The organism is Pontibacter sp. Tf4, from assembly GCF_014212495.1.
Classification (GTDB): Bacteria; Bacteroidota; Bacteroidia; order Cytophagales; family Hymenobacteraceae; genus Pontibacter.
In genome coordinates this window covers 125,174-141,256 of sequence record NZ_JACKZC010000010.1, presented here as the reverse complement: position 1 = coordinate 141,256, position 16,083 = coordinate 125,174, and the positions used below count along the sequence as shown (strand labels likewise).

Annotated in this window: 6 protein-coding genes; 4 read left to right on the top strand and 2 right to left on the bottom strand. The window is 50.6% G+C overall.

The features are described 5' to 3' along the window. Positions 1 to 167 precede the first annotated feature (167 nt). Together H7F15_RS16605 and H7F15_RS16600 are read left to right on the top strand one after the other, a co-directional pair. The gene (locus H7F15_RS16605) at positions 168 to 9,728 is read left to right on the top strand and encodes a DUF4082 domain-containing protein (protein WP_185198116.1); all 9,561 of its coding nucleotides are present in this window, start codon (positions 168 to 170) and stop codon (positions 9,726 to 9,728) included. 321 nt (positions 9,729 to 10,049) lie between these two features. Continuing rightward, positions 10,050 to 12,263 carry a T9SS type A sorting domain-containing protein gene (locus tag H7F15_RS16600; protein ID WP_185198115.1) on the top strand — a complete coding sequence of 738 codons (2,214 nt, stop codon included), beginning with the start codon at positions 10,050 to 10,052 and terminating at the stop codon, positions 12,261 to 12,263. Between the two features lie 206 nt (positions 12,264 to 12,469). On the opposite strand, the gene H7F15_RS16595 is transcribed toward H7F15_RS16600, so the two are convergent. Continuing rightward, positions 12,470 to 13,459 carry an AraC family transcriptional regulator gene (locus tag H7F15_RS16595; RefSeq protein ID WP_185198114.1) on the bottom strand — a complete coding sequence of 330 codons (990 nt, stop codon included), beginning with the start codon at positions 13,457 to 13,459 and terminating at the stop codon, positions 12,470 to 12,472. A gap of 139 nt (positions 13,460 to 13,598) precedes the next feature. On the opposite strand from H7F15_RS16595, the gene H7F15_RS16590 reads away from it, so the two are divergent. Next, on the top strand, positions 13,599 to 14,474 hold the full coding sequence (locus tag H7F15_RS16590) for a c-type cytochrome (RefSeq protein ID WP_185198113.1): 876 nt from the start codon (positions 13,599 to 13,601) through the stop codon (positions 14,472 to 14,474). Beyond that, the gene (locus H7F15_RS16585) at positions 14,474 to 15,055 is read left to right on the top strand and encodes a cupin domain-containing protein (protein WP_185198112.1); all 582 of its coding nucleotides are present in this window, start codon (positions 14,474 to 14,476) and stop codon (positions 15,053 to 15,055) included. Before H7F15_RS16590 ends, H7F15_RS16585 begins: the two co-directional genes overlap by 1 nt. An 80-nt stretch (positions 15,056 to 15,135) precedes the next feature. Here H7F15_RS16585 and H7F15_RS16580 read toward each other — a convergent pair whose 3' ends face one another. Then, entirely contained in the window at positions 15,136 to 15,996 is an 861-nt protein-coding gene (locus H7F15_RS16580) for a DUF5694 domain-containing protein (protein WP_185198111.1), read from the bottom strand. Positions 15,997 to 16,083: the final 87 nt, after the last annotated feature.

Sequence of the window (16,083 nt, the reverse complement as noted above, 5' to 3'; positions counted from 1 at the left end):
ACTACATGTCCTGCATAAACAGGTAAGTTAATACCATACCCCTTTTCAGTTTAAACAATTGTATCCAACCGTCCGGTTGGTGCAGGATGCTACACACTTTTGCTTGGCAATCTGCTAAGTGTACTTATGGCTTGCTTTAACCCTGGTCACCCAAACCAATCAGAACGATGTACACGAAAATTACTTTAACATCTTCCTGGAAACGGATTCTTTTAACGCTGATTCCTTTACTGTTCCTGTTTTACGGCACATTTGCCCAGTTACAGTTACTGATCCCGAGGGCGGCTGTGCTCGCTGAACTGATTATACCAACTGTTACACCTGGTAAACAAAAACAAGCAGCACTACCAGGAAAAGGGCATGTTGCCCCTGAAAATAGCAAGGTTCGTCCTAACCTTTCGGCGTTTATAACAGCGGATGTAGCCAGTGCAGCTGCTCCGGCCGCCGTTGCCGATGGCTCGATCCTGCTGGTAACATCAGCTGCCAACCCGTTTAGCCAGTATACCGCTGAGATCCTGACAGCAGAAGGTTTTAACGGGTTCAGGGTTGCAGATATTTCAGAAGTTACCGCTGATCTGCTTGCCAACTATGAGGCTGTTATAGTTGGAGATATTGCCTTACCTGATGCGCAGGTGAACGTACTGACCAACTGGACCAATGAAGGTGGCACGCTGGTTGCATTGAGCCCCGATGCAAAACTGGCACCGCTTTTAGGACTTAGTCCGAACGGGGGCACCATGGCTAACAGTTACTTACTGGTAAATACTTCTTCTGGTCCTGGTAAAGGTATCGTCAATCAGACTATCCAGTACAAAGGCTCCTCCGATCTGTACACCTTAAACGGCGCGACAGCTATCGCAACCTTATATTCCGGGGCTTCTACTTCCACCAACTATCCGGCCGTAACCACGCATTCTGTAGGCACTTTAGGAGGGAAAGCCGTGGCCTTTACGTATGACCTGGCTAAGTCTGTGGTGTATTTACGCCAGGGAAATCCGGAGTGGGCAGGGCAGGAACGGGATGGCCAGTCAGGACCGATACGTGCCAACGATCTGTTTTACCCGGATTGGGTAGACCTGAATAAAGTAGCCATTCCGCAGGCTGATGAGCAGCAGCGTTTGCTCGCCAATATCATCCTGCAGAATTCTGAAAAGCCCTTGCCCCGTTTTTGGTACCTGCCAAGAGGCCTGAAAGCTGCTGTAGTGATGACAGGGGACGACCACGGAAACGGAGGCACTAAAGGCCGCTTTGAACAATACCTGAAGCTAAGCGATGATAACAGTACAGAAGCGGTAGCAGACTGGAAAGCCATAAGGGGTACATCGTATATTTACCCGGGTACGCCTATAACTAATGCGGAAGCCAAGGCGCTGGAAGACCAGGGTTTTGAAATTGCATTGCACCTGAACACCAATTGCGGCAACTATACCAGCTCGTCATTAACCCAGTTCTATGCAGACCAGTTAGGCGATTTCAAGGCAAAGTATACAAGCCTGGCAGCACCGGCTACTAACCGCACCCACTGCATTGCCTGGAGCGACTGGGATTCGCAACCAAAGATTGAAGCAAATAATAACATACGGCTTGACGCAAATTACTATTACTGGCCGGAAGCCTGGCTACAGGACAGACCAGGATTGTTTACCGGGTCTGGTATGCCGATGCGGTTTGCCAGCATGAACGGCCAAACGATAAACTGTTACCAGGTAACTACCCAGATGACCGACGAATCCGGAATTAGCTACAGTAAACATATCTCACAGCTGCTTGATAATGCAATTGGTGCGCCCGGCTATTATGGCACTTTCTGCGCAAACATGCACACCGACAACATCACTTCCGAAGGCTCGGATGCGATCATTGCTGCCGCTAAAGCCCGTAATGTTCCGGTAATTTCATCAAAGCAATTACTTACCTGGCTGGAGGGTCGCAATGGTTCTTCTTTCAATAGCATGACCTGGAGTGGAAATACGCTGAACTTTACAGCCAGCATAGCCAGCGGCGCACGGAATATTGAAGGCATGCTACCCATGACAGAGCGCACCGGCAAACTGGTCAGCCTGACAACCAATGGCGCTGCTGTTGGTTACCGCACAGAAACTATAAAAGGCGTAGAGTACGCCATTTTCAACATCAACTCAGGAACCTATGTAGCTACCTATGACAAGAATGCGTTGCCAAACCAGGCACCAAGTGTTGCCATTACAGCGCCGGTAAGCGGTACCAAACTGCAGGCTCCTGCTTCTGTTACCATTACTGCCGAAGCGTCTGATGCAGGAGGCTCTGTTGCCAAAGTAGAGTTCTTTAACGGCACCCAGCGCTTAGGCGAAGCCCTGACTGCTCCTTACACCTATAACTGGAGCAATGTGGCAGCAGGTTCCTATAGTTTAACCGCCAAAGCTACAGATAACGAAGGCGCTGTCACCACCTCGGAGCCGGTAACGATAACGGTAGCTGCCACCTGTCCCTGCACCGTTTTCAGTTCTACAGAAGGTCCGGCACCTACAGCACAGCTTTTCCGGGATAACACAACCGGCATACAACTGGGTATGAAATTTAAGGCTACTGTAAACGGGTCTGTAACAGGCGTTCGCTTTTACAAACAGGCCGGAAATACAGGCACCCATACGGGCGAACTTTACAGCAGCACCGGCACCCGGCTGGCACAAGTAGAATTTAAAAACGAAACAGAGTCCGGTTGGCAGGAAGCCAGTTTTGCTGAACCTGTAGCCGTTACAGCCGGCACAACTTATGTTATTTCTTACCATAGTGGCTCGGGATATTATTCGGCTACGAACGACTACTTTACAAGCCAGGTAGACAAAACACCCTTACTGGCACTTGCAGATGGAGCAGAAGGCGCTAATGGCGTTTATTTATATACAGCAAGCCCAGCCTTGCCGGTAAATGCTGGCAGAAAGGCTAACTATTGGGTAGATGCCGTTTTCACTACCGCAACGACTGAGCCCGGTAACACATCTCCAACTATAGCCATCACGTCTCCGGCAGCTAATGCCTCTTTTACAGCGCCGGCTACTATAACCATCGCTGCAAATGCCGCTGTTTCAGGTGGTACAATAGCGAAGGTAGAATTTTACAATGGTACAACTCTGCTTGGCGAGGACCTTGAAAGCCCGTATTCCTATACCTGGACCAATGTGATGACAGGAACTTATCAGCTAATAGCAAAGGCGATCACCAGCGACAACAAAACCACTACTTCCAATGCTGTAACCGTACAAGTGACCGGCACAACCACACCTGGCAGCCCGGTCAGCATAAAAGCCGAGAATGAATTGCCTGGTAATCCGGAAGCAGAGTGGCAGATATCAGGTGCCGGTGACCGGACCATACAGGGTTTTGCCACCGATATAAGCTATAACCGGGGGGAGACCGCGCGGTTCAAGATCAAGACAGATGCCAGCGCCTATACAATAAAGATTTACCGGCTTGGCTATTACCAGGGCAATGGTGCCAGATTTAAGGGCAATGCTACCGTAACTGCCACCTTGCCGCAAACGCAGCCAGCCTGTATCACTAACTCCGCAACCGGCCTGCTCGATTGCGGAAACTGGAGCGAGTCTGCCAGCTGGGCAATTCCTGCTGATGCTGTTTCAGGGATTTATATTGCAAAACTGACTAAGACTGGTGGTGGCTCGAGCCATATTGTGTTCATCGTAAGAGACGATGCGAGTACGTCCGATCTGCTTTTCCAGACCTCGGATGCTACCTGGCAGGCCTATAATGTGTATGGTGATAACAATAACGGCCGAAGCCTGTATACCGGTGCGGGCGGAAAAGCAGTAAAAGTGAGCTATAACCGTCCGTTTGTGACCCGTGATGGAGGGGGAGGCGGTGGCGCCGAAGAGGATTGGCTGTTCAATGCCGAGTATCCGATGATCCGCTGGCTGGAAGCAAACGGCTATAATGTTACCTATACTACCAACGTAGACAGCGACCGACGCGGAAATCTTATTGCCAACCACAGGGTCTTTCTATCAGTAGGCCACGACGAATACTGGTCCGGAGCACAGCGTACGCACGTCACAAATGCACGTAATTCCGGCACCAATCTCGCTTTCTTCAGTGGCAACGAAGTATACTGGAAAACCCGCTGGGAGAACAGTATCGACGGCAACGGTGTATCGCATCGTACGCTGGTGTGTTACAAAGAGGGCGCAGCCGGCGAGAATACCTGCAACGGTAAATGCGACCCAAGCTCGGAATGGACCGGATTATGGCGTACCGGATGCGAGTACAAAGCCGGAGACCCGCTGGCATGTAACCCTGAAAATGAGCTGAGCGGCCAGATAAGCTGGGCCGAAAATACAGCTCCGATCCAGGTGCCGAGTGATTATAAGAACCTGCGTTTCTGGCGCAACACATCGATAGCCTCGCTGGGTAACGGCCAGTCTGCTACCCTGACCCAGGGCACCATCGGGTACGAATGGAACCCGGAACAGGAACAGTACCGGGCCACCTATCCGAAGGGCAGAATTATACTTTCCAAAACTATAGTTGACGGTAAAGTACATCACCTGTCGCTTTACAGGCACAGCAGTGGCGCGTGGGTTTTCGGGGCAGGCACCGTGCAGTGGTCCTGGGGCCTGGATAGCAACCACGACCGTGGCAGTGCAGCGGCCAGCCCGGATATGCAGCAGGCAACTGTTAACCTGTTTGCCGATATGGGCGTGCAGCCAGCCAGCCTGCAGTCTGGCCTGGTTCCGGCCACCGCTTCAACCGACACCCAGGCACCGATAACCGTCTTCACCAGTCCTGCAAACAATGCTACCCTGCCTGCCGGCAAAGAAGTTATCCTGAGTGGTACGGCTACAGATGCTGCCACGGTAGCAGGTGTGGAAATCTCTACAGACGGCGGTACTACCTGGAAAACCGCGACCGGTACAACCAACTGGACTTTTGCCTGGACACCGACTACACAGGGCCCGGCAACTATACAAAGCCGCTCCTTCGACGATTCAGGAAACATGAGCGCGCCGGTTACCCTGCAGGTAACAATAGGTGAACCAGGAGCCATTGCCTGCCCTTGCAGTATTTTTCAGCCAACCGATGCGCCGGCATTAGTTTTACAACGAGATCCGGAAGGAGCAAACGGTATACAATTGGGCATGCGCTTTAAAGCTACCGTGGATGGTTACGTAACAGGTGTGCGGTTCTACAAGCAGGAAGGTAACAGCGGTACGCATATCGGCCAGTTGTATAACAGCACTGGAGGTACAGCACTCGCCGAGGTAACCTTTCAGAACGAAACAGCAGCAGGCTGGCAGGAGGCTACCTTTGCTAATCCGGTAGCTATCAAGGCAAACACTGTGTATGTGATCTCTTATTTTAGTAGTGCAGGTTATTATTCTGCAAAAGGAGATGCGTTTGTGACAGATGTAGTCAGAACTCCATTGATAGCGCCGGCCAGCACAACAGATGCGGGTAACGGTCTGTTTAAATACACCAGCACAGCCACTTTCCCGACCGTGAGCTTTAACGAAGCAAGCTATTTTGTGGATGTAGTATTTAACACAACAGTCCCGGCAGGCAACACGCCGCCAGCAGTAACGATAACCTCACCGGTCAACAATACGCAGCTTCAGGCACCTGCCACTATAGCCATCACCGCCAATGCTACGGATACAGATGGAACTGTGCAACAGGTAGAGTTCTTTAACGGCACCAAAAGCCTGGGCACCGATACTGATGGCACAGATGGCTGGAACTATAGTTGGAGCAACGTTTCGGCCGGAAACTATAGTTTAACAGCAAAAGCGACAGATAATGCCGGTGCGATCACGGTTTCGGAGGCAACTATAGTTACAGTAAAAGCTGTATGTCCGTGCACCGTTTTCAATACCGGCGATGTACCAAACGATTCGTTGTTTACAGAGAACGGCGGTATACAGTTGGGTATGAAATTCACGTCGGCTGTCGACGGCTATGTGACCGGCGTGCGGTTTTACAAACATAGTCAGAACACAGGTACACACACGGGGCAACTGTATAGCAGCACTGGTGCCTTGCTGGCAGGTGTAACGTTTGCCAACGAAACAGCCACAGGCTGGCAGGAAGCTGCCTTCACTACCCCGGTTGAGGTTAAAGCTGGCACAACCTATATCATCTCGTACCACAGCAGTAACGGTACCTATTCAGCTAGCAACTCAGCTTTTGGCCGCACGATAGACCGTAATCCGCTGCGGGTGTTGTCGAGTGCTGAAAGTGGTGGTAACGGGGTGTATGCCGTATCGGGCGTCCCTGCATTCCCTACAAACAGTTACAAGGCATCCAATTACTGGGTAGATGTGGTGTTTAATACAACCATAGCAACTCCTGCCAATACGGCACCAACTATAGCTATTATAGCGCCGGCCAATAATGCCACCTTCACAGCGCCGGCTTCTGTAACTATAGCCGCCACTGCTGCAGATGCTGACGGCGAAGTAAAATCAGTGGCATTCTATAGTGGTGAAAATAAAATAGGGGATGGCGTACTTGCTGATGGCAAATGGGCCTACACCTGGAACAACGTGGCAACGGGCACCTATAGTTTAACTGCCAAAGCCACCGACAACAAGGATGCAGTTACAACTTCGGAAGTGGTGAGTATCACAGTGAATGCGCCTGAGAACAAACTGCCAGTAGTAAGCATCACGGCTCCCGCGGATGGTGCAACCTATACAGCGCCGGCAACTATAGCCATAACAGCTTCGGCCACAGATGCTGACGGTGAAATTGATAAGGTAGAATTTTATAACGGCACCACGAAGATAGGAGATGCTACCCTGAATGCAGACAAGACCTGGTCTTATGCGTGGACAGGTGTAGGGGCAGGCACTTATAGTTTAAAAGCTATCGCCACTGATAAAACAGGCGGTAGCACAACATCTGCGCTGGTCGCAGTATCGGTTTCTGCAGCTCCTCCGGTTAACGCGGCTCCTGTTGTAAGCAACCCTATCCCGGACCAGCAGGCTGTTATCGGTACTCAGTTCAGCTATAGTTTGCCGGACAATACTTTCTCGGATGCAGATAAGGACGCCCTGACTTACACCGCTAAAATGGCGAATAACGAGGCGCTGCCTGCCTGGTTAAGCTTTACCGGAACTGCCTTCAGCGGCACGCCGCCAACCGACAGCCCTGCTGCCCTGGACATCAGCGTTACAGCAGCAGATGGTAAAGGCGGATCTGCAAGCGATGAGTTCAGGCTAACCATCAGCAAACCGGCTAACCGGGCACCAGTGCTGGCAACTATAGCCGATAAGACGATAGCAGAAGGCAGCCAGCTTAGTTTCCAGGCGAGTGCTACAGATGCGGACGAAGGTAATATCCTGATATTTACGCTGGAGAATGCGCCAACAGGTGCAGCCATTACAGCCAATGGCGCCTTCACCTGGACACCTGCCGAAAACCAGGACGGAGAACACAGTATCAAGGTAAAAGTATCGGACGGAAGCTTAACTGATGAAGCTATCGTTAAGGTAACTGTTACTGAAGTGAACCGGGCTCCTGTTTTAGCAGCTATCAACAATAAAACAGTAGCAGAAGGAAGCGTGCTTACATTTACAGCGTCTGCCACCGATGCGGATGTGCCGGCCAACCGACTGAGCTATAGTCTGGTGGGTGCGCCGACCGGTGCCGCAATCAACCCTGAAAGCGGCGCCTTTGCCTGGACACCGACAGAAGAGCAGAATGGCACGCACACCTTTACGGTGAAAGTAACAGATAACGGCACGCCAATACTTTCTGATTCGGAAGAGATCACTGTAACCGTAACGGAAGGCAATTCGGCACCAGTGTTAACCTTAGCGTCTGTGCCGGCTGCAGTGCAGGAACTGACCGCCTTCACTTTGCAGGCTTCTGCCACCGACCCGGACAAGCCGGCCAATACCCTGACTTTCTCCCTGACAGCTGCGCCGGAGGGTGCCATAATAAATGCTACCTCAGGCCTGATCAGCTGGACACCGACAGAAGCACAGGGAAATGGCAATACCTACAATTTTACAGTGCAGGTATCAGACGGAGCGCTGACAGATTCGAAATCCTTTACACTGAAAGTGGAGGAGGTGAACGTGGCACCAGTGCTGGCAGCTATAGGTTCTAAAACAGTAGTTAAACCCAACACACTGACCTTTACTGCCAGGGCGACCGATGCGGATATTCCGGCCAACAACTTGGTATATTCGTTAGTCAATGCGCCGGCTGGGGCAACTATTAACAGTGCAACGGGTGCTTTCTCGTGGGCTCCGGCCGCCGATCAGTCGGGCAGCTACACCTTCTCGGTTAAAGTGTCGGATGGTGCGTTAACAGATGCCGAAAGCATAACAGTAACGGTAACCCAACAGAACACGGCGCCGGTTTTAGCTGCAATCGGTAACAAAACGGCTCCGGAAGGCAACTTGCTGACCTTTAAAGCCACTGCGACCGATGCAGACCTGCCAGCCGACAAGCTCACGTATGCGTTGGAAGGAACAGTACCGGAAGCGAAGATAGATCCTGCAACCGGGGTATTCACCTGGACGCCATCAGAAGCCCACGGACCTGGAAAGTTTTCGTTCACGATCAGCGTTTCGGACGGAGCCCTGAGAGACGAAGAAACCATTCAGGTGCAGGTGAGCGAGGTTAACCAGGCGCCTTTGCTGGCTGCCATCGGTCCGAAAGAAGTCGTTGTTGGCCAGACACTTAGCTTTACCTTATCCGGAAGCGATAAGGACCTGCCGGCACAGAAACTTACCTACAGTGCCAATAAACTGCCAGCAGGTGCTACGCTGAATGCAGTAACCGGGATATTCCAGTGGAAACCTGGAGCAGACCAGGCTGGCAGCTATAAGATCAATTTCAAGGTGAGTGATGGCATTGCGCAGGCCACACAAAACGTAACTATAGAAGTCACCAGACCTGTTACTATAGCAAAACCTGTTATTACCAGGTTTACACCAACTATGGGTAATGTGGGTCAACGGGTATCTATCTACGGAAGTAACTTTAACGACGTGAAGGCAGTGTATTTCAATAACGTGGCAGCAGTGTATGCCGCATTAAGCCCTACGTATATAGTTGCCACTGTTCCGGCCGGAGCCACTACAGGTAAAATAAGTGTCAGCGCCGCCGGTGGTACAGCCGTGAGCAGCACCAGCTTTATCGTTACCAAACCCACCGCTGCACCTGTCATAACAAAGTTCAGCCCTACCAGAGGAGCTGCAGGTGCCAAAGTACTGATCAGCGGATCAAACCTGACGACAGTAACCAAAGTGAGCTTCGGCTCAAACAGCGCGACTTTCTCGCACGATGGCAAAGGCAACCTGGAAGCTATAGTTCCTAAAGTGCTGGGCAGATTGCCAGCTAACGTAAAAATTAAAGTTACTTCGCCGGCCGGCAGCTATACAAGCAAAGACTGGTTCACGATCCTGGAGCTGTCCTATGCTTCCTCATCAAGGTCGGTGCTGCAGGCCACTGACGTGGAAATACAGTCTGGGTTAACCGTGTACCCTAACCCGGCCGCTGACTTCAGTACCGTAAACTTTACCCTGGCTGAGGCAGGTGACTATACACTGAACCTGTATGATGAAAGGGGAGTGCTGGTTCGGGAACTGAAAACCGGAAAAGCCGACGCAGGAGAGCAGCAGACAGTGATGATTAACGGCACCGGACTTGCCAAAGGCCTGTACTTCATCAGGCTGGAAAGTAAGTCTGAGAATAGCACCGTCAAACTGCTGATTGAGAAGTAATTGTTTTTAGAAGATTGGTTTAAACAACCGGAGGCAGCCTCAGTAGCTGCCTCCGGTTGTTTTATAGTTTCTCAAACTATAGCTGGTGGCTCAAGCATAGTATAGCTGTAGTTCCTCCTAAAGTTGGTCCATAGCTTCCCTTCACCCACCTGCAAGTATCGGTTACCCGGCAAAAATAATCTTTCACCAAAGCCTGCGGTTTCCAGGCCGGGAGGGGCTAACACTTAACAAATAGAAAGGGTATACAGGTTTTACAGAATTCAATAAAATATTAAAATTTTAACAGGTAAGATCCACTTGCCTCAACTTAACTACTTCACTATGAAAAACAACTACGCATTATTCAATTTCCAGCTACAACACGGTTTTCAGGGGCCATTCCTGTTACTGATCCAAGTCCTTATACTGCTCACTTCGCCGGCTTTTGCCCAGCAGATACTATGGGATAGAACATACGGCGGTAGTAGCACAGACTTACTCTACAGTGCCAACCCGACCAGCGATGGCGGCTATATTGTGGGTGGTTCAACCGGTTCAGGTATTAGCGGGGATAAAACGGCGCCCTCACGCGGTGGTACAGATTACTGGATCGTAAAGCTGGATGCTGCCGGCAACAAGGAATGGGACAAGGCTTTTGGTGGATTAGATGCGGATTATTTTACTTCTGTGCAGCAAACCACGGATGGCGGCTATATAGTTGGCGGAAGCTCTCATAATGGCATCAGTGGCGATAAGACAGAACCCTCCAGAGGCAAACCAGACTACTGGATCATAAAGCTGGACGCCGCCGGAAACAAACTATGGGATAAAACAATAGGAGGCAGCAATGACGAAACCCTGACTGCCCTGCTACAGACAGCTGATGGCGGTTATGTACTGGGAGGCATGTCTTTTTCCGGGATCGGCGGGGATAAAACCGAAGCCTCTAACGGGAGTGTGGATTACTGGATCGTGAAACTGGATGCCGCAGGAAACAAACAGTGGGACCGCACCCTTGGCGGAAGCAGCCAGGATTACATAAGATCGCTGATACAGACCAGCGACGGGGCCTATGTAGCTGCCGGCGAATCGCATTCGGGTAAAAGCGGCGACCGAAGCGAGGAGTCAGCAGGAGAATCCGATTACTGGATCGTGAAGCTGGACCAGAACGGAAATAAACTATGGGACAAAGCCTATGGAGGCAATTCCGCGGACTGGTTCTCCGCGATCCTGGAAACGGAAGAAGGCGGCTATTTGCTGACAGGCATGACCAGTTCCGGTGTGAGCGAGGATAAGAGCCAGCCCTCGCGGGGCGGGGAAGATTACTGGGTGATAAAAACCGACGCAAACGGCAACAAACTATGGGATAAAACCATTGGCGGCAGCACACGTGAATTTTTAACAGCTGCTTATGAAACGATGGAAGGTAATTACCTGATAGGAGGCATTTCTTTTTCCGGCATAAGCGGCGACAAAACAGAAGGATCGAAAGGACTTGAAGATATCTGGATCGTTAGCTTAAGCAAGAACGGAACGATACAGTGGCAGCGAACCATTGGCGGCAGTAATACAGATTATGTGGAAGATATTTTCCAGACAGCTGACGGCGGTTATTTGCTGGGAGGTTATTCCAGGTCTGGCGCAGAAGGGGATAAAAGTGAACCGAGCCGTGGCTACGAAGACTTCTGGGTACTGAAGTTAAGCGGAGAAGCGGCGCCACCCACCGGAGAGGCCTGCCAGTATATTTCTTTTAACGGGGAAAATACCGGACTTATATCCAGTACAGCAACAACAGCCGGCGAGGTAACTATAACAGGCCGCAAACGCAACCCCGATGGCTCTTATGCCCCTGAAAGCCACGCTGCTATTTTTGATGCCGGCATACCTACCGGCGACGACGAAGACCTGCATGCTCCGGACTGGGGCAAAGTGCTGATCATTAACCAGGACCTGACAAGCGTGCCTAATGATAACCAGTGGGGCGGAGAACTGCTTCTGGATTTTTCAGCAATAGGCACTGTAACTATAGCATCGCTGAAAGCACTGGACATTGATACCTATGAGAACGATTCCTGGGTATACCTGTATGATGCAGCCGGCAAGGAGCTCTATAAAACCCACTTGCAGCCAATTGGTAACAACAGCACGCAAACCGTAAACCTGGGCAATACAAAAGGCGTGGCCAGGATGCGCATTGCATTGGGTGGTATAGGCGCTGCGTTGGTGGGTTCTGCTGCCATAGACGACATTGCTTTTTGCGTGGATGAAAAACAGGCACCGGCAGCTACAGAAGCTATCAGTCAGTTAACGGCACACCCGAACCCGGTGACAGAGAAAGCCATGATCGAATTTAAACTGGCTACCTCCGAAAAATATACGGTAACCCTCCACGACCTGAAAGGCAACCTGGTAAGAGAAGTAAAGACAGGCAGGGCACAGGCTAATGAAGTGGTGAAAGTAGAAATTGATGCGCGCCAGCTTTTCAGCGGCTTGTATGTAGCCCGTATCGTGAGCGACTCCGGCAGCAAAATTATAAAACTGATTTTAAGAAGATAGGATTAAGAAAAAAGCAAACATAAAAGCGGTCTTACCAAACTATAAAAGCCGTTTCACATTCCGTGGAACGGCTTTTAAACTATAGCTATCTGTAATAAACTATAGCTACTCGAAAACTATAACCGCTGTAATTCAGGATTAAGGATGAGACAACTATAGAAATCAACCAACCACAAACGAAGCCAAAGTATAGCTAACCTCCTGGCTTAATATACCTTTTTTACCCTGCTGATCTGGGAAGGAACTATGCCAAAGTATTTTTTGAAGGCGATGGAGAAATGGTTGGCATGGCTATAGTTGAGCAGGTCAGTAACCTGTTGTATGGTGCACTGGCCGCTCTCCAGCAACTGCCTGGCCTGTTGCATGCGCAGGCTGGTCAGGTACCGGATAACACTGGTCCGGAAGTGCTGCTGAAAGCCTCTTTTCAGTTTGAACTCATTTATTCCGAAGTGCCTGCACACGCTGTTCAGGGTGATCTCTTCGAGGTAATGCGCCGTAAGGTATGCTTTTATCTCCCTGAACAGCTCGTTTTCAGCCGGATCTTGCGCTCGTGTGGTGCTGCCAAGTGCGTCTACCTGAAGGGCCAGGAGTTCCATCAGCTTTGCTTCCAGGTACAGTCTCTTAATGCTTCCCGTCATCACGCAGTTACAGATATCCGACAGGGTCTGTTGAATGCGCAGGTCTATCAGGCCATGGTCCGGTGTAAAAAGTGCCGATCGCTTTTTCTCCATGCTATCTTTTAGCCCCGCAAAGGTTGCCTCGTCGGTACCGGTCATGTTCCGGAAGTATTCCGGCTGAAAAGCAATGTGAATGTTCTCGATATGCCTGCCGGGTTTTAGCGTATGGTGCCCGGCCGCGTTGGCCAGGTATAACAGGTTATGCTTCTGTTGATCGTTTCGGATCGGGTGGGCCAGATCTTCAAAAACCGACTCGCTGGACCCTTGCAGCGTAAAGCTGAGATTAACAGCAGAAGGCATGTGCTCTAACGTCTGAATAACTATAGGGCCGGGTGCATCTATCTTTAAATGGTCTACCAGGATGCCCGGCAGCTGTATGGTTTTATGCCATAGCCCAAGTTCTCCTTTCGCAGCTTCTATCAGTGCGGTTTGCACACCCGATTCCTCCCGGCTGGTATAGTGCCCGGCCTGCCCCTGTAAAATCTGTTCCTGTAGATCTATGAAGCTTAACCCTTTCATGCTTTGGTAAAAGACAAACAAATCTATAAAAAATATCTTTTCAGAAATTACTTTTCGCGTAGAAGATGCTCCTTTTTGCGTAGAGGCTTTCTTTTCGGGGTGCTATAGTTTTGCAGTGATATCCTAAGCTGACTGAACTATGAAAAAATTAAAGAAAGTACTCCTGTATGTGAGCATCGGGGTGCTGGTCGTGCTGCTGGGGGCCATAGTTGCCTTCCAGGCTGACTTTTACCTGCGTTCACAGAAAACCTACAACGTGCAGCCACGGCCGGTTGAAATTGCTTTTACACCGGAGGCGCTGCAGAACGGGCGGCACCTGGCTATAGTTAAAGGCTGCAACGATTGCCACGGCAAAGACATGGGCGGAAAGATCATGATTGATGATCCTGCTGTTGGATTGGTAACTGCGCCTAATATTACCAAAGGGACCGGTGGCTTACCGGCCAGCTATGCAGCAACTGATTACATCCGGGCTTTGCGCCATGGCCTGGGCACGAACAACAGAAGCCTGCTGGTAATGCCCGCCCACGAAACTTCAAAGCTGTCGGATGAGGACGTAGCGGCGCTGGTGGCATACTGCATGCAGTTGCCGCCTGTGAACAGAACATTACCTGCCAGCGAGTTCAACGTGATGGGAAAAGCGCTCACTATGTTTGGCGTAGTGCCGGCCTTTGCTGCAGAGGCAGTAGACCACACGTACCTCCAACCCAAAGAAATGCTGAAAGAAGTATCGCTTGAGTACGGGGAATACCTGGCCGTGTCCTGCTCCGGGTGTCATAAAGCAAACTATAAAGGCGGGCCTTCACCTGTACCGGGCTTCCCGCCCATCCCGGATATTTCTTCCACCGGAAGGGTGGGGCAATGGAGCAAAGCCCAGTTTGCCACTGTGCTCAGATCGGGGCAGTTGCCGGACGGCCGTGTGATGCGGAACGAGGATATGCCCTGGAAAATGACCGCATACTATACCGATGAAGAAGTGGAATCTATTTACCTGTATTTAAGATCGTTAAAGTAATGTTACCCAAAACCATATACAATCCGCTCGCAAAAGATAAGGTAACTTTCCTGGCCTCAGGGGAGGAAACCGGTGGTGCTTACGAACTGGTGGAAGTTGAACTGGCGCCGGGTGGCGGCGTGGGGCTGCACTACCATACCAACCTTGCCGAAGAGTTTGAGCCTGTTAGAGGAATACTGGGCATTGAACTGGATGGCAGACAACTACAGGTGCATCCCGGGCAAATGGCTGTAGCTCCTGTGAATTCCCTGCACCGCTTTTACAACCCCAGCCCGACTGAAACGATCCTGTTCCGGACCTACATAAGGCCGGCCCGTAACTTTGAAAAGACACTGCGCATTGCCTATGGGCTGGTAAATGATGGCAAAACCAACAACAAGGGAATTCCTGCCAGTATATGGCACATGGCGTTGCTGTTTACTTACGGGGAGTCGTACCTGCCCGGTATACCGCTGCTCTTACAGAAAAAGATCTTCGGTTTTCTGGCATGGCTCGCTACCCGGCTCGGCAAACACAGGGAACTCGAAAAATACTGGATAGGGGAGAAAGTAAAAATAAAAGTAAAAGCAGACCTGAATTAGGTGGCCTGAAAAAGCAAAACGGTAAACCAGCAGAGCAGGCCAGTTTACCGTTTTTAATTTTCCGCAAACTATAGCTATAGTTACTTCAGCAACTTATAAGCCGATACCAGCTTGTGGGTAGGAGAACTATCTACAGCCTGCTGGATAGTTGCTAAATGTCCCGCTCCGTAAATGACCAGGATGCGGTCGTCGGGGCTTTCGGTGATGCGCTGGATGTTGCGGAAAATGCGCAGGTTGCGGCTGAACCAGCTGGCATTGTACCAGTCCACACCGGTGTAGTCGTATTCCTGCTCTTCATACTGAAACGCATCCCGGAAATAGTTCTCGTGCTTGCGACGGATGTTTTCAGGATTGTTGTATTTCAGGAGCACCTGGTATAGCGTGCCTTTCTGGTTGTAAATAGCATCATCAATTTTGCCGCGCTCTTTCGTTTTGGCCTGCATGTAGGTCCAGAACTTTTCGAGGCGCTCTTTCTTATAGTCACGCACATCAAAATTTTTGGCTCCTGGCTTCACAAACGTATCCAGATCGCCCCAGGCGTTGATGCAGTACACGCGCTTGTGCCCCAGTTGTTTTGCCAGCCGGAACGCCAGTTGGTCTATCTCATCTGCTTTCAGTTCGTAGCGGCCATCCAGGTAGGCCTGGTATAGTGAGTCTACTTTTGCCTGCTCTTCCGGGAAGGTTTCGATGGCAATTTTGGTGGGCGTGAACTTAGCCAGCTTGCCCGTAATTTTCTGTATGTCCTGCTGACTTTCGGGTGTCATCACGTCCAGCTGATCTTCCTTTTCAGTTTTGATGACATCGAGGTTACGGTGCGAGAAATGGAAAGTGCCCAGCAACATGACCTGTGCGCGTTTCTCTTTCTGAGCTGATTTTTGCGCCTCGGCAGGTGTAATGTAACTTCCTGCCAGCAGCAAAGCGGCGAGTACTAATTTTTTCATAGTGGTTAGGTTCGTTTTGATGATAGATGAAAACAGGTTAAAGTTGGTTGCCTAAGGCTGCAAAGCGAACTATAGATTTCTGCGATT

Excerpts from the sequence above, each read along its gene's own strand:
- H7F15_RS16605 (WP_185198116.1), top strand. The coding sequence starts at position 168 with ATGTACACGAAAATTACTTTAACATCTTCCTGGAAACGGATTCTTTTA.
- H7F15_RS16600 (WP_185198115.1), top strand. The coding sequence starts at position 10,050 with ATGAAAAACAACTACGCATTATTCAATTTCCAGCTACAACACGGTTTT.
- H7F15_RS16595 (WP_185198114.1), bottom strand. The coding sequence starts at position 13,459 with ATGAAAGGGTTAAGCTTCATAGATCTACAGGAACAGATTTTACAGGGG.
- H7F15_RS16590 (WP_185198113.1), top strand. The coding sequence starts at position 13,599 with ATGAAAAAATTAAAGAAAGTACTCCTGTATGTGAGCATCGGGGTGCTG.
- H7F15_RS16585 (WP_185198112.1), top strand. The coding sequence starts at position 14,474 with ATGTTACCCAAAACCATATACAATCCGCTCGCAAAAGATAAGGTAACT.
- H7F15_RS16580 (WP_185198111.1), bottom strand. The coding sequence starts at position 15,996 with ATGAAAAAATTAGTACTCGCCGCTTTGCTGCTGGCAGGAAGTTACATT.